The following is a 21,815-nucleotide window of genomic DNA, read 5'->3' on the forward strand; positions in this document are numbered from 1 at the left end:
CGCCCGGTCGATCCGCGAGGATCGACCGGGCGTTTTCGCGTCAGAGCTGCTGTTCGCCGCCGTCGACGAAGAGCTCGCCGCCGGTCATGAAGCTGCTCTGGTCGGAGGCGAGGAAGAGCGCGGCGTTGGCGATCTCGTCGGGGTGGGCCATGCGCTGCATGGGCACGCCCGAGGCGATGGCCTGGAGCAGCCCGGGAGCCTCCGCGGGGCTGGGCGCGAGGCCCGCGAGCCCCGGTGTCTCGGTCGAGCCGGGCACCAGGGTGTTGACCCGGATCTTCCGGCCGATCAGCTCGGCGGCCCAGGTCCGCCCGAACGAGCGGATGGCCGCCTTGGACGCGGCGTAGACGCTGAACGCCGGGGTGCCGTTGCTGGCGGCCGTCGAACCGGTGAGCACGATCGACGCACCCTCGTTGAGCAGGGGCAGGGCCTTCTGCACCGTGAAGATGGTGCCGTAGATGTTGGTGTCGAAGGTGGTGGCGACGTGCTCGACCGTGATCGAGTCGAGCGAACGGAACTCCCCACCGCCGGCGTTGGCGAACACCACGTCCAGCCCGGCGCCCCGCTCCTCAATCGCCCGCATGACCCGGTCCAGGTCGTCGAGCTTGCTGACATCGCTGGCGATGCCGGTGACGTTGGCGCCGATGCTGGCCACGGCCTCGTCCACCGGGCCCTTACGGCGGCCGGTGATGAAGACGTACGCGCCTTCGGCGGCGAAGCGGCGGGCGGTGGCCAGGCCGATGCCCGTGGTGCCCCCGGTGACGAGGGCGGTCTTGCCGTCGAGCTGTCCCACGATTGATCTCCTTCACGAATTGTGTACCGAGCGGTACTGATCCGACCGTAGCAACCGCTGACCTGCGCCGCAAATTTCTGTACCGATCGGTTCAGGCGCGGGTAGGATAAGTCGCGGGAGGTGGTGGTTCGTGCCACAACGAGGGCGACCGCGCGGCTTCGACGCCGACGAGGCGCTGGAGCGCGCGCTGGAGGTGTTCTGGCGCCAGGGGTACGAGGGCGCCTCGATGAGCGACCTCACCGCCGCCATGGGCATCAACAAGCCCAGCCTCTACGCCGCCTTCGGCAGCAAGGAGGAGTTGTTCCGCAAGGCCGTGACCCGCTACGCCGAACAGGACATGGAGTACGCGCGGCACGCTTTCGCCCAACCCACCGCGTACGAGGTCGTCGCCACTCTGCTGCGCGAGAACGTGCTCGCCGTGACCCGGCCCGACCGGCCGGCCGGCTGCCTGTCGATCCAGGGCGGCACCGCCTGCTCCAGCGAGAACGCGGCCGTCGTCGGGTTCCTCGCCAGCAGCCGCCTGGCCGGTGAGCTGGCTCTCGCCGACCGGTTCACCCGAGCCGTCGCCGAGGGCGACCTACCCGCCGACGCCGATCCGGCCGCGCTCGCCCGCTTCGTCATGAGCGTCACCGAGGGGCAGGCGATTCACGCCGCCGCCGGGGTGGCTCGGGAGGACCTGCGTCAGACGGCGGAGATCGCGCTCGCCGGGTTCGCCGCCGTGTCCGGGGCGCGGCGTCCCGCGCCCGCGGACAGCCCGGCCTGACCGCTCACGGTCGGACGAGCGCCGCGATCCCGTCGAGGAGCCGTTGCAGCCCGAACTCGAAGAGGCTGTCGACGGTGAGGTCGATCGCCGACCGGGAGAGCCGGGCCAGGTGCGGAAACTCGCCAGCCGCGAGCAGCCGGCCCAACACGTCGGCCTGGGTCACCATCCATTCGTCATCGGTCAGGCCGGTGTCCTGTTCCGCCTCGGCCCCCTGCTGGAGGGTCACCGCCGCGCCCCGTACGTGGTTGGCCAGGGCGGCCACCAGGTGTAGCTGGGTGTGCGGGTCCAGGCCGCATCCGGCGAGGGCGCGCAGGGCGCATTCCGTGTGCGCGACGGCGTGCGGTGCCATCAGCGGGCGGGTCAGCGAGATGACCTGGGCCAGCCAGGGGTGTCGACAGTAGATCGACCACTGCAGCCGGCAGAGCAGCTCCAGTTGGGCCCGCCAGCCGGGCGGGAGCGTGCCGGGCACCCGATGCGCGGCGAAGGCGGCGTCCGCCATCAGCAACAGCAGGTGCTCCTTGCCGCGGACCTGCCGGTACAGCGACATGGTCGGCACGTCCAGGTCGGTCGCGATGCGCCGCATGCTCAGCCCTGCCAGCCCTTCGGAGTCGGCGATGCCGATGGCCGTGCGCACCATCTGGTCCCGGGTCACCCCGTGGGCCGGCCCGCGGCGCACCTCGACCCGGCCGCCCCGGCCGGGCGGCGCGGGCTCCGAGCCGGCGACCACCATGCCCACACCGGGCACCGCCCGGAGCAGGCCTTCCTGCCGGAGCGCGGTGAGGGCGCGGCTCGCGGTCGCCATGGCGACACCCCACTCCCGGACCAGCTGGCGGGTGGACGGCACCCGGTCACCGGGACCCAGCTCACCGGACGCGATGCGCCGCCGTAGCTCCGCGACGATGCGCAGGTACGGAGGTGTGGTCCCGTCGATCTCCGGCACGGCCGTCCTTCCGTCGGCCGGAGCCTAGCGCACTAGAGCACCTGGTCCCGTCCGTCGACCCTTCCCGAGGGCTGCCCGTGGGTGCACTAGAGCTGTCTGGCCGACCCGTCACCGAGTCGCGATGCTCGACGCGTACGCCGTACAGGAATCGATGATTGGGGACTGTCATGACCAGCATCCCGTACCGCCGGTGGGTCGTCGCGACCGCGCTCTTCGCGGCGGCGACGGTGGGGACGGCGGCCGGTCCGGCCGCCGGGGCCGCCGACCGACAGGGCGCGGCCGTGGTGCGGACCGACCAGGGCGCCCTCCGGGGGACCGTCGCGGCGGACCACCTGACGTTCGAGGGAATCCCGTACGCGCGTCCGCCGCTGGGCGCGCTGCGCTGGGCCCCGCCGCGACCCGGCCCACAGTGGACGGGCGTACGCGACGCGACCCGGCCCGGCCTCGCCTGCGCGCAACTGAAGGGACTGCCGATGGACGACGCGTCGGCGTCCGAGGACTGCCTCTACCTCAACGTCACCACGCCCCGCACCTCCGCTCGAACGCTGCGTCCGGTGCTGGTGTGGCTGCACGGCGGTGACTTCCGGTTCGGCCAGGGTGACGCCTACGGCGGCGCACGACTGGCCGTCGACGGGGATCTCATCGTCGTCACGGTGAACTACCGGCTCGGTGCGCTCGGCTTTCTGGCGCATCCGGCGCTGGCCGGCCCGGACGGGTCCACCGGCAACTACGGGTTGCAGGACCAGCAGGCGGCGCTGCGCTGGGTGCGGCGCAACGCGGCGGCCTTCGGCGGGGACCCGGGCAGCGTCACCCTGGCCGGCCAGTCGGCCGGCGCGACAAGTGTCTGCGCCCACCTCGCCGCGCCCGGCTCCGCCGGCCTGTTCCACCGGGCGATCATGCAGAGCAACTCGTGCGCCAACCCCGTTCAGACCCGGGCGGAGGCGGTCGAGGCGGCGCGGGAGTTCGCCCGGCGGGTGGGTTGCACCGATTCCGGTGTGCTCGCCGCCTGCCTCCGGGGGCGGGACACCGCCACGCTTGTCGACGCGGTCGGCTACCCGGGCGCGGGTGTCGACCTGGGCCCGGTGGTCGACGGTCGTACCCTGCCGGTGGATCCGGCGGACGCGCTGGTCAGCGGCCGGTTGCACCCGGTGCCGGTGTTGACCGGTACGAACCGCGACGAGTCCACGCTCCAGGTGTGGGGCATGGAACGCAGCGGGATGAACTGCCCCCGGCCGCCCGCGCCCGGGCAGGAGCCCGAGTCGTGCCCGCTCACCGACGACAGGTACCGCGAGCAGGTACGCGCGATGTTCGGCGAGCGGGCCCAGGAGGTGCTGGCCCGCTATCCGAGCGACGACACACGCTCCGCCAGCGAGGCGTTGGGGGCCGTGTGGACCGATCAGGCGTACGCGGAGCCGATCTTCACGGCCGCGCTGGCGTTCACTCGGACGGTGCCGACGTACGTGTACGAGTTCGCCGACGAGGATGCGCCGTTCTTCGCCGAGGGACCGGAGCCGACCTTCCCGACCGGCGCGTACCACTGCGCCGAACTGCCGTACCTGTTCGACGTCGACTACGCCGAGGCGCTCACGCCCACCCAGCGGCGGCTCTCCGGCGAGATGGTCCGCGCCTGGAGCGACTTCGCCCGGACGGGTCGGCCCGGGTGGCCCCGGCTGCGCGACCGCGCCGGGTACGTGCGGGTCCTGGCCGGTGACGGCGGGTCGGGCACGACGGACTTCGCGGCTGGCCACTCGTACGACTTCTGGCGGTCGCTGCGCGGCTGACATCGTGCCGGGCGGCAGGTCCAACGTGGACCAGCCGCCCGGCACGACGGACGGGTCAGCAGGGAGCCGCGCCCTCGTCGAAGAGGCGGCGGGCCCAGTCGGCGTACCCGGCGATGGTCTTTCGGACCGTGCGCCCGTCGTGCAGGAACAGGTACGCGCGGTCGCCGCTGCGGGCGAGCAGCCCGTCGAGGCGGTGCGTCCCCTGTGGAGCGGGCAGTCGCGTGACGGACGGGTAGCGGGCCCAGACCTCGTCGATCGGCGAGCCGGCGGTGATGCCCTCCGGTGTGCGCATCGGGTCACCGACCCACAGCAGCACCAGCCTGTCCTCGATGAAGACCGGGCTGACCGTGTCGTGGCCGGTGAGCACCGGCCCACAGGCGTCCTGGACGGTACGCAGGACGCCCCGGCGGGTCAGCTCTGCCTCGGTGTCGCCGAACTCGATGTTGCGCAGGCCGTTCAGGTCAATGACCTCGACGTTGCCGGCGGGTCGGTTCGGTGGCATCGGGCCGGGCGGTGGCGGGCCGCTGCCCGCGATCGAGGCAGCCGTCAGCAGCATGGCAATAAACACGAATTGTCGCAATTTCATGGAATCCCCCAGTCCCCCAACGGGACGGGGCCGCTCAGGTTGCTGCCCGTCGCCGGATTACTGGTTTTCCCACTGCTCGACAAGCTCGTCCCAGTAGTCGGCGCTGAGTCGCCGCCGTCCGTGCGCCAGCCAGCCGTCGGTGTTGCGCTCCAGGTGCAACCCCACCTCGGCGAACGGGTCGATCCACGCTCCCCGCTCGACGCCGAGCTGGACCAACGCCGCGTTGATCGGCCACTCTTCGCGCGGCGCGTCGAGGACGTCGTCGAAGCGCGGTCCCCAGGACAGCGCGCCGCCCAGCCACACCGCGGCCGACTGGTGGCCGACGCCACCGCCGAACTCGGCCTCCACGTACGCCACCGGCCCCGACCGCGACCAGCGGGCCACCAGGTCGGCCAGTGCCGGCGACAGCACCAGCTCGAACGGGTGCGCGGCGCTGCGGTCCTCGGTCGCGTAATCCGGCAGCGAACCGGTCAGCTCCACCACCAACTGCGGCGTGATCGGCAGCAGCGCGAAATCCTGCCGCAGCTCGCCGAGGACCGCGTGATCCAGCTCGGCGGTGTGCTCGCGGAGCAGGTCCGCGTCCGCGACCACCGCGCTGAGCTGGTAACCCATCGAACCCTCCGCCGTCCACAGCCTGTGGATAGAACATGTGTACGACGGGCTCCGGGTGCCGCCGGTTTCTGGAACGGTACCGGTGTAGCTTCCTATGGCATGGCTGATCAACTGACCGTGCCGGGTATGCCGACGCCACTCGTGCCCTCGTCCGCAGCGCTGTGGCGGGTCGATGAGGCGACCGGTGCGGTCACGGTGTCGGCGCAGCCACGCACGGACCTCTTCATCGACCCGAGCGGCGGCGGTGCGGGCGAGAGTGCCGCGCCGAGCCCGGCACCCGTGCTCAACGCGGCAACGCTGCTCGGCGACCTGCCGCCGGAGGGTGACTTCCAGTTCAGCGCCCGGGTCAGCGTGGCCTTCGGAGCGACCTTCGACGCCGGGGTGCTCCTGCTCTGGCGCGACGAACGGTGCTGGGGAAAGTTGTGCTTCGAGTTCTCACCCGAGGCTGAGCCCATGATCGTGTCCGTCATCTGTCGGGGCGTTGCCGACGACGCGAACGCCTTCGTCGTTCCCGACCGGTCGGTGTGGCTGCGGGTCTCCCGGATCGGCCGGGTCTACGCGTACCACGCCGCACTCGACGGCCGGACCTGGCAGTTGATCCGCGTGTTCGGTTTCGACGGAGACACGTCCCGCGACCGGATCGGGTTCGCGGGCCAGTCACCGACCGGCGAGGGGTGCAGCGTGACCTTCGACGAGATCCAGTTCCGGCCCGAACGTCTCGCCGATCTCCGCGACGGTTCCTGACGCCTTTCACGCCTCCCGGGCGAGCTGGGTGACGAACGCCCGCCAGGCCGTCGGCGCGAAGGTGAGCGCCGGACCGCTCGGGTCCTTGGAATCCCGTACGCCGATCACGCCGGGCAGGTTGTCGGCGACCTCGACACACGCGCCGCCGTTGCCGCTGCTGCGGCTGCTCTTGCGCCAAACGGCGCCGTTCAGCTCCATGTCTCCGCCACTTCCGTCATCAGATCGACCGACTGCCAGTGCGACAGCGCCTCGCCGCGCACGTTCTCCCATGCCGCCATCATGGCCGCGATGTCGTCGGGGTCGCTAGCCACTTGTCCCTGGAGTTGGTTGTCCAGGTAGCCGGCGACCCGGTGATCGTGGCTGTGCGCGATCACGAACGGCCCGTTGAGGCCGGCGTACGCGCCGACCGCGCTGGGCACCACGTGCACCCGGATGTGTGGCTCCGCGCAGGCGGCGACCACGGCCAGCAGTTGCTCGCGCATGGCCGCCCGGCCGCCCACCGGTCGGCGGAGGATCGCCTCGTCGATGACGGCCGTGAACTGCGGCGGGTCGTCCCGCTTCAGCACGCCCTGCCGGTTGAGCCGCACGGTGAGGTGCCGCTCGATCTCGCTCGGCGGGATCAGGCCCGCGCCGCCGAGGACCGCGCGGGCGTACGCCTCGGTCTGGAGCAGCCCCGGCAGGACCGTCGATTCGAACCAGCGCAGCGACACCGCCTCGCGCTCGATTTCCTGCCACGGACGAAACCAGATGGGGTCACGACGTCTTGAAGTGTCCGGCCAGATGTCCGACACGTCCTTGTGGAGGGCTTCCGCTGCCGCGAACCGATGCCGAGGATGCGGGATGCGGCCCTCGGTCAGCCAACGCGCCACGGTCTTCGGGTCGACGCCGACGGTATCGGCGAGGGATTCGGTGGTGTGCCCGGTGTCGTTCAGTGCCACCCGCAGCGCGTCGTTCACGGCCCCTCCATCGGATGTCTCGAATATCTGGAAACCATATCGCTACGCGGTGTACTTGTCCGATTACGCGGCCGAGGGTGGTCCACAGAAGACGGCGTGGCCGGTGGAGGTGTGAGAGCCCGGCGGCCTGCGTCAGTCAGGGGGTCGCCCCGGCGGGGAGGGCGGGGCGACTCCCTTCCACCGCCAAGGAGGCTCGACCATGCCCCGCCGCCGGGACCACCTACCGACCCGACCCACCTGGCGCTGCGCGGCGTGCGGCATCGCCTGGCCCTGCTCGGCGGCGAAGCTGCGGCTGCTCGGCGAGTACCGCAACGACCGGTTGGCGCTGGCCGTCTACCTCGCGACGCTCCAGGCCGAGGCCGGTGAACAACTCCGGGACGTGGAACCGGCCCGGCTCACCGAACGCTTCCTCTCCTGGGCCCGCGCCCGCGGGTGACCGACGGCCTTCACCTGGCCTCAGGGTCGCCAGATGGCAATGCCCACGTCCTGGCGGCGCTCGGCGAAGAGGCCATCTCGCGCCGTCGTCGTCAGAAGGTCGCGCAGATCGGCCTCGAAGGTGGGGAGCCGGTCGCCGAACAGGTGCGGCGCCGAACTGGACAGCGAGAACACCGCCGAGGCCACCTCGGCCACCGACCGTTCCACGACCATCCCCTGCTCGATGGTCAGTCGGGTGGGGCCGGCGAAGCCCGCCGCCAGCATGATCTCCGCTTCGCCCCCGGGGGTGCCGGCGGGCAGTGCTCCCTGACCGGCCCGGCGGATCGGCCCCAGGTAACGCGCGACCAGCTCGGTGATCTGCGGCCAGGGCGGTCGCGGGTAGGGCAACCCGTCGTCGCCGTTCACGCCCTGGTGGGTGTTGGCGCTGACATGGACCCAGGCCCCGTCGGGCGCGAGCATGTCGCGGACCCGCCGGGCCACCAACGGCCGGTCCATCCAGTGGTACGACTGGGCGAACGTGGCCACCCGGAACGTACCCAGGTCGGCCGGCAGGTCCTCGGCGCGCAGGTGCCGCCACTCGACGGTGGTGACCCCGGCCTCGCCGGCCCGCCGCTGCGCCTCGGTGAGCATGTCCCGGTCGGCGTCCACCCCGACCGCCGCCTCGAACAGGGGCGCCAGCAGCAACGTCAACGACCCCGGGCCGCAACCGACGTCCAGGAGGCGGCCGGTGCAGTCCAGGTCGAGCGCGCTGCCGATGGTCTCGGCGAGTTCCGGCGGGTACGGCCACCGGCCCACGCTGTAGTGGCGGGCGCTGCCCGCGTACAACGTCTCGTCCCACTCCCACGCGGTCTCCGCCATGGCGTCGATGACACCACAACAAAAACGCCCAGCCGACCGGTTATCGGTCTGCTGGGCGTTGCTGCTGCTCAGGCGAGCGGAGGATACGAGATTCGAACTCGTGAGGGTGTAAACCCAACACGCTTTCCAAGCGTGCGCCCTAGGCCTCTAGGCGAATCCTCCGCGAGCCAGGATACAGGCCCCCGTCGGTCGGGCCACCCCACCACCCCCTGAAGATCGACGGGCCGTCGGGTAGGGTTGGCGTCACCTCCCGTGCGGCGGTATCTCGTGAACCTCCCCAGGGCCGGAAGGCAGCAAGGATAAGCGAGCTCTGCCGGGTGCACGGGAGGCCTTTTTGTCTCCGGGGCCTTGATCCACTCCAGGTCGCCGAGGTGGGGCTGTTCTGGGCCGTGGATACCGCCACGTCGCCGAGATGGAGTCGATCAATCGCGGCAACCCGGGGTAACCCAAGCTGCCCGGCGGGGTGGGTGGTCACCCGCGCCCGACCGGCGCAGAATGGCTCGGTCGAGAGGAGGCGGGACGAGTGACGCTGGCGCTCTACCGCAAGTACCGGCCACGTACCTTCGCCGAGGTCATCGGGCAGGAACACGTCACCGAGCCGTTGTCGCAGGCGCTGCGTAGCGGCCGGCTCAACCACGCCTACCTCTTCTCCGGCCCCCGTGGCTGCGGCAAGACCTCCAGCGCCCGGATCCTCGCGCGCTCGCTCAACTGTGAGCAGGGCCCCACCCCCGAGCCGTGCGGCAAGTGTGAGTCGTGCCGCTCGCTGGCCATCGACGGCGCCGGCTCCATCGACGTGATCGAGATCGACGCGGCCAGCCACGGTGGTGTCGACGACGCCCGTGAGCTGCGCGAGCGCGCGTTCTTCGCGCCCGCCAGCAGCCGCTTCAAGATCTACGTGATCGACGAGGCACACATGGTCTCGACCCAGGGCTTCAACGCCCTGCTCAAGCTCGTCGAGGAGCCCCCGGAGTACGTCAAGTTCATCTTCGCCACCACCGAGCCGGAGAAGGTCCTCGGCACGATCCGGTCGCGGACCCACCACTACCCGTTCCGGCTGATCCCGCCGAAGATCCTCCGCCCGTACCTGGAGCAGCTCACCCAGGCCGAGGGCGTCGCCGTCGAACCGGCGGTCTTCCCGCTTGTGGTCCGCGCCGGTGGGGGCAGTGCCCGGGACAGCCTCTCCGTGCTCGACCAGCTCATCGCCGGCGCCGGTCCGGAGGGCGTCAGCTACGCCCGCGCCGCCGCGCTGCTCGGGGTCACCGACGCCGCGCTGATCGACGAGATGTGCGACGCGCTGGCCGCCGGTGACGGCGCCGCCGCGTACGCCACCGTCGACCGGGTCGCCGAGGCCGGGCACGACCCGCGCCGATTCGCCTCCGACCTGCTGGAACGGCTGCGCGACCTCATCGTGCTCCAGCAGGTGCCGGACGCCGCCGCGAAGGGCCTGATCGACGGCCCCGCCGACCAGATCGAGCGGATGGCCGCCCAGGCGTCCCAGCTCGGCCCGGCCACGCTCTCCCGCTGCGCCGACATCGTGCACGACGGCCTGGTGGAGATGCGCGGCACCACCGCGCCCCGCCTGCTGCTGGAGCTGATCTGCGCCCGGATGCTGCTGCCCGGCGTGGACGACTCCGCAGGCGGCCTCCTCCAGCGCCTCGAACGGATGGAACGCCGGCTCACCCTGGGCGGCACCGACGCACCGTCGGCCACCGCCGGCTCCGCGTCAGCAGCCCCCCAAGGAGTACGCCCACAGCACGCCCCTCCGGTCCCGGCTGCCGCCACCCCGGCGCCAGTGAACGCCCCGACCTCCGCACCGCCGTGGGACGTCGACCCGACCGCGTCCCCGACCCCTGGCGCTCGGGCTGCCGACGTCGCCGGCTCGGGCGTGGTGGGTTCGGGTGCCACCGGCTCGGGCGCTCGCGTTTCCGGCGCACCGGCCTCGTACACGCCCTCGGGCGCCGACTCACCGATTCCGGCCTCACCCGGTGCGTCGGCCGTCGCTGACCCGGCCACCGCACCCGTCTCGCCCGCCGGACCGGGCACGCCCCCGCGTCGCGTGGTGCCGCCGTCGGCCGTGCTGCCCGACCCGGCGACACCCGTGCCGCCTCGCCCCGGTGCGCCGGCCGCCGCACTGGACGCGGTGGCCGTCCGCCGGGTCTGGCCCGACGTGGTCGGCAAGGTCAACCGGACCAACAAGCGGATCGCCGCCCTCATGCGCGACGCGGTAGTGCGCGAACTCGACGGCGACATGCTGGTGCTGACGGTGAAGTCCACGGTGCTGGCCAAGATGATGGCCGACCACGCGGCGGTGCTCACCGACGCGCTCTACGAGGAGCTGGGCGGACGCTGGCAGATCCGCTGCGAGGTGGCCGGCGAGCGGGGTGGCGTGTCGCTGTCCGGTCCGCCGCGCTCCCAGCCGGCCGCGCCACCCCGCCCGACCGCTACCACGCAGCCAACCGCGCCGACCGCTGCCGCGCAGCCAACCGCGCCAACCGCGCCGACCGCTGCCGCGCAGCCAACCGCGCCAACCGCGCCGACCGCTGCCGCGCAGCCGAGCGCGCCGACCTCGACCGTGCCGACCGCTGCCCCGCACTCGACTGCGCCGACCCCGGCCGCGCCGACCCCGGCCGCGCCGACCGCTGCCCCGCAGCCGACCGCGCCGACCTCGAACGCGCCGATGGCTGCCCCGCAGTCGACTGCACCGACCTCGACCGTGCCGACCGCTGCCGCGCAGCCGTCCATGCCGACCCCGGGCACGCCGACCCAGACCCCGGCCGCGCCGGCTGCCGCCGCGCCGACTGCTCCGGCGGATGTCCGATCTGCCCCCACGAACACGTCGCCCACCGTGTCTCCGGCCTCGGCGAACACGGCCGCCCCGGCTGGCGCGACGAACACCCCGGCGGCCGCTGACGACGAGGACGACTGGCCGGAGGCTGCGCGCCCCGGTGGCAGTGCTCCCGCCGCCCCGGCGACCGATGACGAGGACTGGCCGGAGGCCGCCCGACCGGGCGGCACCGCGGTGGACGACAGCGACTCCGCCTCCGTACCCGCGTCGACAAGCGTGAACGGTGCCGACGCGGCCCACACCCGATCGAACGGCGCCGCGAACGGTTCCGGCCCGGGGGCGAACGGTGGCGGCCCCGGCGGCTCCGGCGCGGTGACCGGCAAGCCGGACGCGCGGGCGGGCAACCCGACGCCGGGGGCCCGGCAGCCGGCGTCAGCCGGTGGCGCACCGGTGAGCAGCGCCATCGCCGCCGCACGAGCGGCGGCGGCGGGGCGCGGTACGCGTACCGCATCGGCGGCCCGGCCCGTCGCGGACGCCGAATGGGCCGGCGAACCGCCTTACGACCCGGACTTCGACGGCCCGCAGCGCGGTAGGCGCCCGGGTGGCGGCGGGGCGCCGGCGGCGGTACCGACCTATGAGGGGTTCGACCCGGGCGACGAACCGTTGGACGAGGTCATCGACGAGAAGACGGCCCGGGAGTCCAGCGAGGAACAGGCGGTACGGCTGCTCCGGGAGACCTTCGGCGCCGAGAAGATCGACGAGGTGGACGCCCGCTGACACCCGGCCCGCCGATCATGAAGCGATGTGGCTCGCGGGTTCCTGGGCGACGTTGACGGGCGGGGTTTCCGCGAGCAGGGCACCCAGGCAGCAGGCCCACACGGGAAAGGGCAGCACCGCCACGCGTTCCATGCCGCCCACGCCGATCCCGAGGCCCTGCTGGGCGAAGAACAGCATGGTCCCCGCCAGCGCGGTCAGCCCGGCGGCAAGGGTGAGCGCTCGCCACCGGCCGAGCATCGTGGTGTGCGGCGCGAAGCCGGCGAGGAGCAGCCCGATGTTGCCCAGGCCCATGATCAGGAACGCGCCGAGGACGTGCCGGTTCTCGTCGACGTCCGCCGGGTAGAGGGCCACCAGGGCGTACCCACCGGCAGACAGCAGCAGCAGCGTCTGCGCCGAGCGCACCACCGCGCCGCGACCGAGTAACCGCCAGGTCAGCAGGAGCCCGGCGGCGAGCAGCACGGCGGTGGCCAGGATCGCGGCGTTCATCAACGGGTGCCAGGGGGAGCAGACGTACCGGGGCCGGGTGGTGTCCCAGCTGCCGCAGTGGACGTTGCCGAGGTCGCTGATGTTGTGGCTGGCCCAGCTGTAGGCCGGCTCGCGCCAGCGCAGGCCGGTGACCAGGCTGGCGACGAGGAAGACAGGTGCGGCGATCACCCAGCACAGCGCGCCGACCCGGCCCGTGGGGTTGAGGTTCATGCTGTCGAGCAGACCAGCGCGGGGGGTGCCGACGCACTACCCGCAGATGGCCGGTTCCCGGTGGTGCCAGCCATACCTCGCAGGTCGTCCGAGCGGGCGGCGGTAAAGCCCCGGCACGGCCCGGCGTGGGCGGACGCACCGGGCGGGGCGGGGTCGGTCCCAGCGGTTAGGCTGGTCGGCGGCCGAGCAGACGAGTGCGAGAAGGAGCCATCCGTGCGCCCAGGTGGACAGCCGAACATGCAGCAGATGCTGAAGCAGGCGCAGAAGATGCAGCAGCAGATCGCCGCCGCCCAGGCCGAGCTGGCCGAGGCCGAGCTGACCGGCACCGCCGGCGGAGGGCTGGTCACCGCTACCGTCTCCGGCTCCGGTGATCTGAAGTCCATCAAGATCGACCCGAAGGCCGTCGACCCGGACGACGTGGAGACGCTTGAGGACCTGGTGGTTGCGGCCGTGCACAACGCCGCCGAGGCCGCGCGCGAGTTGACCGAGCGCAAGATGGGTCCGGTCGCCGGCGGCATGGGCGGCCTCGGCCTGCCCGGTTTCTGAGCCGGCAGATGTACGAAGGCGCCATCCAGGATCTGATCGACGAGCTGGGACGACTGCCGGGCGTGGGCCCGAAGAGCGCCCAGCGGATCGCGTTCCACGTCCTGTCGGCCGACCCGGCCGACGTCAACCGGCTGGCCGGCGCGCTGCGCAAGGTCAAGGAGCTGGTGCGCTTCTGCACGACCTGTTACAACGTGGCCGAGTCCGAGCAGTGCCGGATCTGCCGCGATCAGCGCCGCACCGACGAGGTGCTGTGCGTGGTGGAGGAGCCCAAGGACGTGGTGGCCATCGAGCGGACCGGCGAGTTCCGCGGTCGCTACCACGTGCTCGGCGGCGCGATCAATCCGCTGGAGGGGATCGGCCCGGACAATCTGCGCATCCGGGAGCTGATGACCCGGCTGAGCGGCGGGGCGGTCCGGGAGTTGATCCTGGCCACCGACCCGAACACGGAGGGCGAGGCGACCGCCACCTATCTGGCGCTGATGGTGAAGCCGATGGGGATCGCGGTGACCCGGCTGGCCAGTGGGCTGCCCGTCGGCGGCGATCTGGAGTACGCCGACGAGATCACCCTGGGCCGGGCCTTCGAGGGGCGCCGAGCCGTCTGACGCCGTACGCCGTTGGGGTTGTCGGCGGCCGGTACAACTGAGGTGACTCCGGTGGGTCCGTGCGACGAGCGCGGGCCCACCGGCGTACCTCAGGGAGGTGGCGAGTGGCGAGGCAGCGGCCGGCCCGGCGGTCCTGGGCCCCGGCGGTGCTGGTGGCCGTGCTGGCGCTTGCCTTCGCCGGCGTCCTCGTGGCGATCGAGGTGGGGAGCCGGCGAACCGCCGCGGACACCCGTGCCGGGGAAGCCGAGGCCGAAGCCGCGGTGACCCGGAACGCCCAGGCGTACGGCGCGGCGGTGGTCGCCACCGGTGATCCGGCGCCGACCGACGAACGGTTGGCGGCGGTCGCGGAGGGCACCCAGGTCGAGGTGCAGGAGGTCCGCCGGGCGCCTGACCTGGTGGTGACCGTGTACGGTTCCGCCCCTTTCGGCGTGGTGTTCGGAGTGAGTCACGTGAACGCCTGCCACCGCGTGACCTTCCACGACCTGGGCACGGCCACGGCGGGTTCGACCGTCGAGCGGTTGGCCGACTGCCCACCGCCGGTGGCCTGGCCGTCGCCCTCCTGACGCACCCCGGGGTCGTCGACGACAGGCGTCGACGGCTGGCGTCGTGGCGTCGAATTCATGTGTCGCTCGATGTATTCCCCGTGCCGTCGACTGTCAGACGTCCGCGCAAGGTGTCGGCTTGGTAGCGATTGCCTGACGGCCGTTCCGCTTCCGGTGTTACATGTCATAGCCTCCCGCACACGGACCGAGCCACAGCTCGGCGTGGTCATGCGCATGACAGAGGTGAGAGATGCAGGCGAGAAGGCTTAAATCGGCCATGGCCATCGCGGCCGTTGCCGCTCTGGCGGTCGGCGCGGCCGGCTGCGCGAAGAGCGATCGCGACGGCGACAGTGGCGAGGCCAAGACTGGCGGCACCTTCATCTTCGCGGGTGCCGGTGACCCGAAGAACTTCGATCCGATCTTCAACGATGACGGTGAGTCGTTCCGGCCGGTCCGGCAGATGTTCGACACCCTGGTGAGCCACAAGCCGGGCACCGCGGAGCTGCAGGGCGGCCTGGCCGAGAGCTGGGAGCACGACCCCGACGGCAAGGTCTGGACGTTCAAGCTCCGCCAGGGTGTGAAGTTCCACGACGGCACCCCGTTCGACGCCGCGGCGGTCTGCTTCAACTTCGACCGCTGGTACAACATGAAGGGCGCTGCCGCCCAGTCCCAGATGATCTACTACATGGACGTCTTCGGGGGCTTCGCCAACAACGAGAGCCCGGACGCCGGCAAGCCGATCTACAACAAGTGCGAGGCGAAGGACGGCGGCACCGCCGTCGTCACCCTCAACCAGTACAAGGGTGCGTTCCCCGGCGCGTTCGCGCTGACCTCGCTCTCGATCGCCAGCCCCGAGGCGCTGAAGAAGTACGACGCCAACACGGTGAAGCAGAACGGCGACTCGTTCGAGTACAGCGCGTTCGCCACCACCAACCCGGTCGGCACCGGGCCGTTCACCTTCGGTGGCTGGGACAAGGCCAAGAACGAGATCACCCTGAACCGCAACGCGGACTACTGGGGTGACAAGGCCAAGGTCGACAAGGTGATCATCAAGGTCATCAAGGACGAGAGCACCCGCAAGCAGGAGCTCCGCGCCGGCACCGTCCAGGGCATCGACTTCCCGGCCCCGGCCGACCGTAAGGCGCTGGAGGGTGAGGGCTTCCAGGTCATCAACCGTCCGGCGTTCAACGTCCTCTACCTGGGCCTCAACCAGAAGAACCCGAAGCTCAAGGACCTGCGGGTGCGCCAGGCGATCGCCTACGCCCTCAACCGCCAGCAGCTGGTGCAGACCAAGGGCCCGGGTGGCGCCAAGGTCGCCGACGAGTTCATGCCGGACACCGTGCTCGGCTACGCCCCGGACGTGCAGAAGTACGAGTACAACCCGGACAAGGCCAAGCAGCTGCTCAAGGAGGCCGGCGCCGAGGGTCTGACGCTGAACTTCTACTACCCGCCGGACGTCTCCCGGCCGTACATGCCGAACCCGCAGGAGATCTTCACCGTCCTCGCCAACGACCTCCAGGCCGTGGGCATCAAGGTCAACGGTGTGCCTCGCCCGTGGAACGGTGGCTTCAAGGACGACGTGCAGCAGTTCGGTAAGCAGGACCTGCACATCCTCGGCTGGACCGGTGACTACAACGACCCGGGCAACTTCGTCGGCACGTTCTTCGGACGGGCCAAGGTCGAGTTCGGCGACCAGTCGATGACCGAGATGTTCGACGCGATCGCCAAGGCCGACGGCACCGTCGACGAGGCCGGCAAGAAGGCGGCCTGGGAGCAGGTCAACCGGGACATCGCCACCAAGTGGCTGCCGGCCGTGCCGCTCTGGCACGCCCCGCCGGCCATCGTCGTCACCAAGGACGTCAAGGGCATGGTGGCCAGCCCGTTGACCGACGAGCGATTCAACACGGTCAGCGTCAGCAAGTGACGTCCCTCGGCTGAGGCCGTAGGCGTGATCGGCCCGGGTCCGGGGTTCCTCCCGGCCCGGGCCGATCCGCGATTCATCGAGAGTCTGGTGTGTGAGAGATGTTGCGAGTCATAGTCCGCCGCCTGTTGCAGCTGGTGGTGACCCTCATAGCGCTGTCGGCGCTGATCTTCATCTGGCTGCGGAACCTGCCCGGTGGCCCGGTCGAGGCGCTGCTCGGCGAGCGGGCCACACCCGAGCGCCGCGTGCTGCTGACCAAGGCGCTCGGCTACGACCAGCCGATCCTGGTGCAGTACGGCAAGTTCATGCAGCGAGTCGTCACCGGCGACTTCGGCAACTCGATCCGGACCGGTGACCCGGTCACCGAGGTCATCAGCCGCGCCTTCCCGGCCACCGTCGAACTGGCCCTCGCCGCGATGATCATCGCGGTCGGACTCGGCGTGCCGCTCGGCTACCTCGCCGCTCGCTGGCGCGGACGATCGCTGGACAACCTCACCATCGCCGGCACCCTGCTCGGCATCTCGATCCCGATCTTCTTCCTGGGCTACCTGCTCAAGGACGTCTTCACCCAGAACATCCACTGGTTCCCGCCGTCCGGACGGCTCACCACGGGTCTGGACAACACCCACGTCACCGGCTTCTTCGTGCTCGACGGCCTGTTGACCCGGGAGTTCGACGCCAGCGCGGACGCGCTGTGGCACCTGATCCTGCCGGCGATCACGCTCGCCACCATCCCGCTGGCGGTGATCGTGCGGATCACCCGGGCCAGCGTGCTCGACGTCCTCAACGAGGACTACGTGCGGACCGCCGAGGCCAAGGGCCTGCGGCACCGCACCATCCGCGGCCGGCACATCCTGCGCAACGCGCTGCTCCCGGTGGTCACCACCATCGGCCTGCAGACCGGCGCGCTCCTCTCCGGCGCGGTGCTCACCGAGAAGGTCTACAACTGGGGCGGCATCGGCACGCTGATCACCGACTCGATCAGCGGCGGCCGGGACTACCCGGTGCTCCAGGCGATCATCCTGCTCGCGGCGCTGGTCTTCGTGGTGGTCAACCTGCTGGTCGACCTCTCCTACGCCTTCATCGACCCCAGGGTGCGTGTGCGATGAGTGACCCCATCACCCAGGCCGGAGCGCCGACGCCCCGCAGCGGGGACGACAAGCCCCGCCCCGGCATGAGCGAGCGCAGCATCGGCGTGCTCGGCGACCGCAAGAAGGCACGACTGGACGAGTTGGCCCGGGCCAGCGCGTCCGACCGGGGCGGCATCAGCCTCGTCCGCGACGCCGTACGCCGGCTGCGACGCAACCCCGTCGCCATCGTCGGCGCCAGCATCGTCGGCCTGTTCGTCCTGGTGGCGATCTTCGCCCCGCTCATCGCGCCGCACGACCCGGTGCAGCGCTTTGAGGAGCTGACGAAGAACCTCACGGTGGACAGCATCCCGGGCGCCAGCGGTGACTTCCCGTTCGGCTCCGACCCGCTCGGCCGGGACTTCCTGTCCCGGATGATCTACGGTGCCCGGCAGACGCTGTTCGTGGGTGTGCTCGCCACCCTCATCGGTCTGGCGCTCGGCGTGCTGATCGGCGCGATCGCCGGCGCCTTCGGCGGCTGGGTCGACGTCGTCCTGATGCGACTCACCGACGTGATGCTGGCCCTGCCGAGCCTGCTGCTCGCGATCACCCTGGTCGCGATGGCCAGCCGGTCGAGCCAGTGGACTGTCATCTTCGCGGTGGCCATCGTCAACGTGCCGATCTTCGCCCGGCTGCTGCGCGGCTCGATGCTGGCCCAGCGGGAGAGCGACCACGTGCTCGCCGCCCGCGCGCTCGGCGTCAAGCAGCGCAACATCGTGCTGCGGCACATGCTGCCCAACTCGCTGACCGCCGTGATCGTGCAGGCCACCCTGACCTTCGCGGTGGCCATCCTGGACGCCGCGGCGCTCTCGTTCCTGGGCCTCGGTGACCCGGACATCAACCGGGCCGAGTGGGGCCTGATGCTCGGCGTGGACGGTCAGCGCTACTTCGAGGTCCGTCCGGAGCTGGCGTACTACCCGGCGCTCGCGATCATCGTGGTCGCGCTCGGCTTCACCCTGCTGGGTGAGGCGATGCGCGAGGCGATCGACCCGAAGAACCGGCGGTGACCGCGGTGCGCGCAATCAGCACGGCCGGCCCGTGCCTCGGGCGAGCGCGAGGAGTGAGCTTGCGAGCCCCGCAGTCGCGAGTGAAGGACCACAGCAGTGAGGAAGTGACCCGATGAGCCTGCTCGACGTCCGTGACCTGAGCGTCGTGTTCCAGCGGCGGGGCGAGCGGCCCTTCACCGCTGTCGACAAGGTCAGCTTCACCGTGGAGCCGGGGCAGACCGTCGGCCTGGTCGGCGAATCCGGCTGCGGCAAGAGCGTGACCAGCCTGGCCATCATGGGCCTGCTGCCCAAGCGGGGCAACAAGGTGAGCGGCGAGGTGCACTTCGACGGCACCGACCTGCTGAAGCTGCGTCCCGACGACATGCGCGACCGGCGCGGCCGGGAGATCAGCATGATCTTCCAGGACCCGCTGTCGTCGTTGAACCCGGTCATCCCGATCGGCATCCAGGTGGCCGAGGTGCTCGAACGCCACCAGGGCCGGGACCGCAAGCAGGCGCTGCGGGAGGCACGGGACCTGCTCGACGCCGTCGGGATTCCCGACCCGCAACGGCGACTCAGCGAGTACCCGCACCAGATCTCCGGCGGGATGCGCCAGCGCGCGCTCATCGCCATCGCCCTGGCCTGCAAGCCGCGGCTGCTGATCGCCGACGAGCCGACCACCGCGCTCGACGTGACAATCCAGGCGCAGATCCTCACCCTGCTCAAGCAGTTGGTCGACGAGACCGGCACCGCGCTCGTGATGATCACGCACGACCTCGGCGTGGTGGCCGGGCTCTGCGACACCGTCAACGTGCTCTACGGCGGCAAGGTCGTGGAGCGGGCCCGCCGGCACGAGCTGTTCGCGCACGCCCGGCACCCGTACACCCACGGGCTGCTCAACTCGGTGCCGCGGCTGGACTCCCCGCGCGGTGAGCGGCTGCACGCCATCCGCGGGTCGGTCTCCGACAACATCCCGTGGACCGAGGGGTGCGCGTTCGCCCCGCGCTGCGACAACGTCGTGGACGCCTGCCTGGAGGGGCCTCCGCCGCTCGAACCCACCGCCACCGGCGGCGACCTGCGCTGCAACAACCCCGTCTCCGAGGAGGTGGCGGCCCGATGACCGAAGAGACCACCCCGCTGATCGAGCTGCGCGACGTCAAGGTCCACTTTCCGATCAAGAGCGGCCTGCTCTTCGACCGGACCGTCGGCTACGTCTACGCCGTCGACGGCGTGTCACTGAGCATCCGCAAGGGCGAGACGTACGGCCTGGTCGGCGAGTCGGGCTGCGGCAAGTCGACGCTGGGTCGTGGCCTGCTGCGGCTCGTCGAGCCCACCGACGGCGAGATCGTCTTCGACGGCACCGACGTCCGGGCCCTCAAGGGCGAGGCGATGCGGCACGCCCGTCGCCGCATGCAGATGATCTTCCAGGATCCGCTGTCCAGTCTCGACCCTCGACAGTCGGTGGAGTCGCTGCTGGTGGAGGGCCTGAAGGCGCACGGGCTGGCCGGCGACAAGGCCGAGACGAACCGGCGACTGCGCGAGACGCTGGAGGCGGTGGGCCTGCCCGCGTCCGCCCTCAGCAAGTACCCGCACGAGTTCTCCGGCGGTCAGCGCCAGCGCATCGGCATCGCCCGGGCCCTGGTGCTCGACCCGGACCTGATCGTCGCCGACGAGCCGGTCTCCGCACTGGACGTGTCGATCCAGGCGCAGGTGCTCAACCTGCTCGAGGACCTGCAGAACGAGCGGGGCCTGACCTACCTGATCATCGCGCACGACCTGGCTGTGGTCCGGCACATCGCCGACACGGTAGGCGTGATGTACCTGGGTGGTCTGGTGGAGGAGGCGTCCAGCGACGACCTCTACCGCGAGCCGATGCACCCGTACACCCGGGCGCTGATGTCCGCCGTGCCGGTGCCCGACCCGGTCGTCGAGGACCGCCGCGAGCGCATCCTGCTCGCCGGCGACCTGCCCTCGCCCACCAACCCGCCCTCGGGCTGCCGGTTCCACACCCGGTGCCCGTGGGCGCAGCCGACCCGCTGCGCCACCGATCGGCCCGAACTGCGCGACGTGGTCGGCGGCCACCGGGTGGCCTGCCACTTCGCCGAGGACATCGCCGCCGGCCGGATCCGGCCGCACGAGGTCGAGGTGGAGCTGGTGCGCCCGACCGATGGCACCGGTCCCGTCGACCCACCGGGCGAACTGATCCCCACCCCGTGACGCGGTCCGGGGCCGTCCGCGACGGACGGCCCCGGATCTGCGTACGGGGCCTCAGCCCTCGGGACGGTTCAGCAGGGCCACCGCGACGGCGTGCACGGCGTCCAGCCCCGCCGGATCGGCCAGCGCGACCGATCCGCCGGTCACCGCGTACCACTCGTCCGCGTCCTTGTACTGCACCCGCAGCGTGACCTTGCCGTCCGCGTACTCGGTGCGCAGGGTCAGCTCACCGGTGACGACGCCGACCTCGTCGGTCATCACCCCGCCCGGTCCGGGCACGATGTCGGCGGTCCGGCTCTGCGGCGCGCTCGCGCCGGTCGAGTCCGCGACCATGCCGGCGCCCGGCACCGCGGCCGGCGTGTCGCCGGTGCCGTCGGCGGTCATCCCGGCGGCGGACGGGGCCGTGTCCGCCGCCGTCTTGGCGTCTGTCGCCGGTTCCTCGCTCATCAACAGCCCTCCAGCATGTCGGTCAGGGCGCTCTTCTCGGCGCTCGTCACCGTCAGCTTCCAGTAGTGCTTCACCGTCACCCAGTCCTTGGCGTACTGGCACCAGTACGACCGGTTTGCCGGCTTCCACTGGGACGGATCCTGGTCACCCTTTGCCCGATTGGAGGACGCGGAAACCGCGATGAGCTGCGGACGTGTCGTGTCGTTGGCGAAGTCACCCCGCTTGGCGTTGTCCCACTCGTCGGCGCCCGAGCGCCACGCGTTGGCCAACGGCACCGTGTGGTCGATGTCCACGTCGGAGGGATCGGTAGCGCTCCGGCCGTCGTACACGCTCTCCCAGCGGCCGCCGACCACGTTGCAGCCGGACAGCTTCACGTCCTTGCCGTCGCGTTGCAGGATGCTGTCCCGCACGTCGCAGTTCTTGCCGGTGTCCCGCCAGTGCGGGAAGCGCTCCCGGCTGTAACCCTTCATCGAGCCGGCGGTGGCGACGGTCAGCTGGCCCAACTGCTCGACGGCGTTGCCGCCGCCACCCGGTGCCGGCGTTCCCTCCGGCTCCTCGGGCGGGACGCAACCGGCTACGCCGAGCGCCAGCGCCGCGACGAGCGCGGTCACCGCCGCGCGCTGTCCTGATCTGGTACGCACAGACGACACCTCTCCAGCTTGCGGGCTCCCGGCGATTGCGCACAGTACCCGGGCATGGTTTCGGCG

General features: G+C 71.4%; 23 protein-coding genes, 1 tRNA gene and 1 other RNA gene. 14 read left to right on the forward strand and 11 right to left on the reverse strand.

The window, feature by feature from the left end:
- Positions 1–40: 40 nt before the first annotated feature.
- Positions 41–790 (reverse strand): SDR family oxidoreductase, encoded by a 750-nt coding sequence (locus AB0B39_RS18700; RefSeq protein ID WP_357574922.1) that lies wholly within the window; start codon positions 788–790, stop codon positions 41–43.
- Positions 791–920: 130 nt separating this feature from the next.
- On the opposite strand from AB0B39_RS18700, the gene AB0B39_RS18705 reads away from it, so the two are divergent.
- On the forward strand, positions 921–1,553 hold the full coding sequence (locus tag AB0B39_RS18705; protein WP_357574923.1) for a TetR/AcrR family transcriptional regulator: 633 nt from the start codon (positions 921–923) through the stop codon (positions 1,551–1,553).
- A gap of 4 nt (positions 1,554–1,557) precedes the next feature.
- On the opposite strand, the gene AB0B39_RS18710 is transcribed toward AB0B39_RS18705, so the two are convergent.
- On the reverse strand, positions 1,558–2,493 hold the full coding sequence (locus AB0B39_RS18710; RefSeq protein ID WP_357574924.1) for a TetR/AcrR family transcriptional regulator C-terminal domain-containing protein: 936 nt from the start codon (positions 2,491–2,493) through the stop codon (positions 1,558–1,560).
- Positions 2,494–2,660: 167 nt separating this feature from the next.
- Between AB0B39_RS18710 and AB0B39_RS18715 the strand changes: the two genes are divergently transcribed.
- Entirely contained in the window at positions 2,661–4,274 is a 1,614-nt protein-coding gene (locus AB0B39_RS18715; protein WP_357574925.1) for a carboxylesterase/lipase family protein, read from the forward strand.
- 55 nt (positions 4,275–4,329) lie between these two features.
- Here AB0B39_RS18715 and AB0B39_RS18720 read toward each other — a convergent pair whose 3' ends face one another.
- Together AB0B39_RS18720 and AB0B39_RS18725 are read right to left on the reverse strand one after the other, a co-directional pair.
- A complete protein-coding gene (locus AB0B39_RS18720; RefSeq protein ID WP_357498757.1) occupies positions 4,330–4,824 on the reverse strand; it encodes a hypothetical protein in 495 nt (164 codons plus the stop codon).
- A 93-nt stretch (positions 4,825–4,917) separates the two neighbouring features.
- Positions 4,918–5,472 (reverse strand): hypothetical protein, encoded by a 555-nt coding sequence (locus AB0B39_RS18725; protein ID WP_357498698.1) that lies wholly within the window; start codon positions 5,470–5,472, stop codon positions 4,918–4,920.
- Between the two features lie 99 nt (positions 5,473–5,571).
- Here AB0B39_RS18725 and AB0B39_RS18730 point away from each other — a divergent pair, with 99 nt between their 5' ends.
- Positions 5,572–6,216, forward strand: a complete 645-nt coding sequence (locus AB0B39_RS18730) for a DUF1349 domain-containing protein (RefSeq protein WP_357574926.1) — start codon at positions 5,572–5,574, stop codon at positions 6,214–6,216.
- 6 nt (positions 6,217–6,222) lie between these two features.
- On the opposite strand, the gene AB0B39_RS18735 is transcribed toward AB0B39_RS18730, so the two are convergent.
- Positions 6,223–6,414 (reverse strand): DUF397 domain-containing protein, encoded by a 192-nt coding sequence (locus tag AB0B39_RS18735; protein WP_357574927.1) that lies wholly within the window; start codon positions 6,412–6,414, stop codon positions 6,223–6,225.
- Positions 6,405–7,172 (reverse strand): helix-turn-helix transcriptional regulator, encoded by a 768-nt coding sequence (locus tag AB0B39_RS18740; RefSeq protein ID WP_357574928.1) that lies wholly within the window; start codon positions 7,170–7,172, stop codon positions 6,405–6,407. The genes AB0B39_RS18735 and AB0B39_RS18740 overlap by 10 nt, the downstream gene beginning before the upstream one ends.
- Before the next feature lie 199 nt (positions 7,173–7,371).
- Between AB0B39_RS18740 and AB0B39_RS18745 the strand changes: the two genes are divergently transcribed.
- Complete coding sequence (locus tag AB0B39_RS18745) at positions 7,372–7,608, forward strand: flavin reductase (protein ID WP_357498706.1); 237 nt, start codon at positions 7,372–7,374, stop codon at positions 7,606–7,608.
- A gap of 20 nt (positions 7,609–7,628) precedes the next feature.
- Here the strand turns inward: AB0B39_RS18745 and AB0B39_RS18750 are convergent, their stop codons facing one another.
- The gene (locus AB0B39_RS18750) at positions 7,629–8,465 is read right to left on the reverse strand and encodes a class I SAM-dependent methyltransferase (RefSeq protein WP_357498708.1); all 837 of its coding nucleotides are present in this window, start codon (positions 8,463–8,465) and stop codon (positions 7,629–7,631) included.
- A gap of 77 nt (positions 8,466–8,542) precedes the next feature.
- Positions 8,543–8,627: transfer RNA gene (locus AB0B39_RS18755), tRNA-Ser, on the reverse strand.
- Between the two features lie 82 nt (positions 8,628–8,709).
- Between AB0B39_RS18755 and ffs the strand changes: the two genes are divergently transcribed.
- Positions 8,710–8,799, forward strand: an RNA gene (gene ffs, locus AB0B39_RS18760) — signal recognition particle sRNA small type.
- A 189-nt stretch (positions 8,800–8,988) separates the two neighbouring features.
- A complete protein-coding gene (locus AB0B39_RS18765) occupies positions 8,989–12,027 on the forward strand; it encodes a DNA polymerase III subunit gamma and tau (RefSeq protein ID WP_357574929.1) in 3,039 nt (1,012 codons plus the stop codon).
- A gap of 15 nt (positions 12,028–12,042) precedes the next feature.
- On the opposite strand, the gene AB0B39_RS18770 is transcribed toward AB0B39_RS18765, so the two are convergent.
- Positions 12,043–12,723: a DUF998 domain-containing protein gene (locus AB0B39_RS18770; protein WP_357574930.1), complete on the reverse strand. Its 681-nt coding sequence runs from the start codon at positions 12,721–12,723 to the stop codon at positions 12,043–12,045.
- Positions 12,724–12,960: 237 nt separating this feature from the next.
- On the opposite strand from AB0B39_RS18770, the gene AB0B39_RS18775 reads away from it, so the two are divergent.
- From AB0B39_RS18775 to AB0B39_RS18810, 8 genes are all read left to right on the forward strand, one after another.
- Positions 12,961–13,269 (forward strand): YbaB/EbfC family nucleoid-associated protein, encoded by a 309-nt coding sequence (locus AB0B39_RS18775; protein WP_234583305.1) that lies wholly within the window; start codon positions 12,961–12,963, stop codon positions 13,267–13,269.
- A gap of 8 nt (positions 13,270–13,277) precedes the next feature.
- Positions 13,278–13,871, forward strand: a complete 594-nt coding sequence (recR, locus tag AB0B39_RS18780; protein WP_234583245.1) for a recombination mediator RecR — start codon at positions 13,278–13,280, stop codon at positions 13,869–13,871.
- 104 nt (positions 13,872–13,975) lie between these two features.
- On the forward strand, positions 13,976–14,434 hold the full coding sequence (locus AB0B39_RS18785) for a hypothetical protein (protein ID WP_357574931.1): 459 nt from the start codon (positions 13,976–13,978) through the stop codon (positions 14,432–14,434).
- A gap of 229 nt (positions 14,435–14,663) precedes the next feature.
- Positions 14,664–16,337 (forward strand): ABC transporter substrate-binding protein, encoded by a 1,674-nt coding sequence (locus tag AB0B39_RS18790; protein WP_357498716.1) that lies wholly within the window; start codon positions 14,664–14,666, stop codon positions 16,335–16,337.
- Positions 16,338–16,435: 98 nt separating this feature from the next.
- On the forward strand, positions 16,436–17,443 hold the full coding sequence (locus AB0B39_RS18795; protein WP_357498718.1) for an ABC transporter permease: 1,008 nt from the start codon (positions 16,436–16,438) through the stop codon (positions 17,441–17,443).
- Between the two features lie 65 nt (positions 17,444–17,508).
- The gene (locus AB0B39_RS18800) at positions 17,509–18,468 is read left to right on the forward strand and encodes an ABC transporter permease (protein ID WP_357498759.1); all 960 of its coding nucleotides are present in this window, start codon (positions 17,509–17,511) and stop codon (positions 18,466–18,468) included.
- Positions 18,469–18,580: 112 nt separating this feature from the next.
- Positions 18,581–19,567, forward strand: coding sequence for an ABC transporter ATP-binding protein (locus AB0B39_RS18805; RefSeq protein WP_357498720.1), 987 nt, complete (start codon positions 18,581–18,583; stop codon positions 19,565–19,567).
- On the forward strand, positions 19,564–20,664 hold the full coding sequence (locus AB0B39_RS18810) for an oligopeptide/dipeptide ABC transporter ATP-binding protein (RefSeq protein WP_357574932.1): 1,101 nt from the start codon (positions 19,564–19,566) through the stop codon (positions 20,662–20,664). The genes AB0B39_RS18805 and AB0B39_RS18810 overlap by 4 nt, the downstream gene beginning before the upstream one ends.
- Before the next feature lie 51 nt (positions 20,665–20,715).
- Here the strand turns inward: AB0B39_RS18810 and AB0B39_RS18815 are convergent, their stop codons facing one another.
- Positions 20,716–21,108, reverse strand: a complete 393-nt coding sequence (locus AB0B39_RS18815; protein ID WP_234583252.1) for a hypothetical protein — start codon at positions 21,106–21,108, stop codon at positions 20,716–20,718.
- Positions 21,108–21,749 carry an HNH endonuclease family protein gene (locus tag AB0B39_RS18820; RefSeq protein ID WP_234583253.1) on the reverse strand — a complete coding sequence of 214 codons (642 nt, stop codon included), beginning with the start codon at positions 21,747–21,749 and terminating at the stop codon, positions 21,108–21,110. The genes AB0B39_RS18815 and AB0B39_RS18820 overlap by 1 nt, the downstream gene beginning before the upstream one ends.
- Positions 21,750–21,815: the final 66 nt, after the last annotated feature.

The organism is Micromonospora sp. NPDC049114, from assembly GCF_040648635.1.
Classification (GTDB): domain Bacteria; phylum Actinomycetota; class Actinomycetes; order Mycobacteriales; family Micromonosporaceae; genus Micromonospora.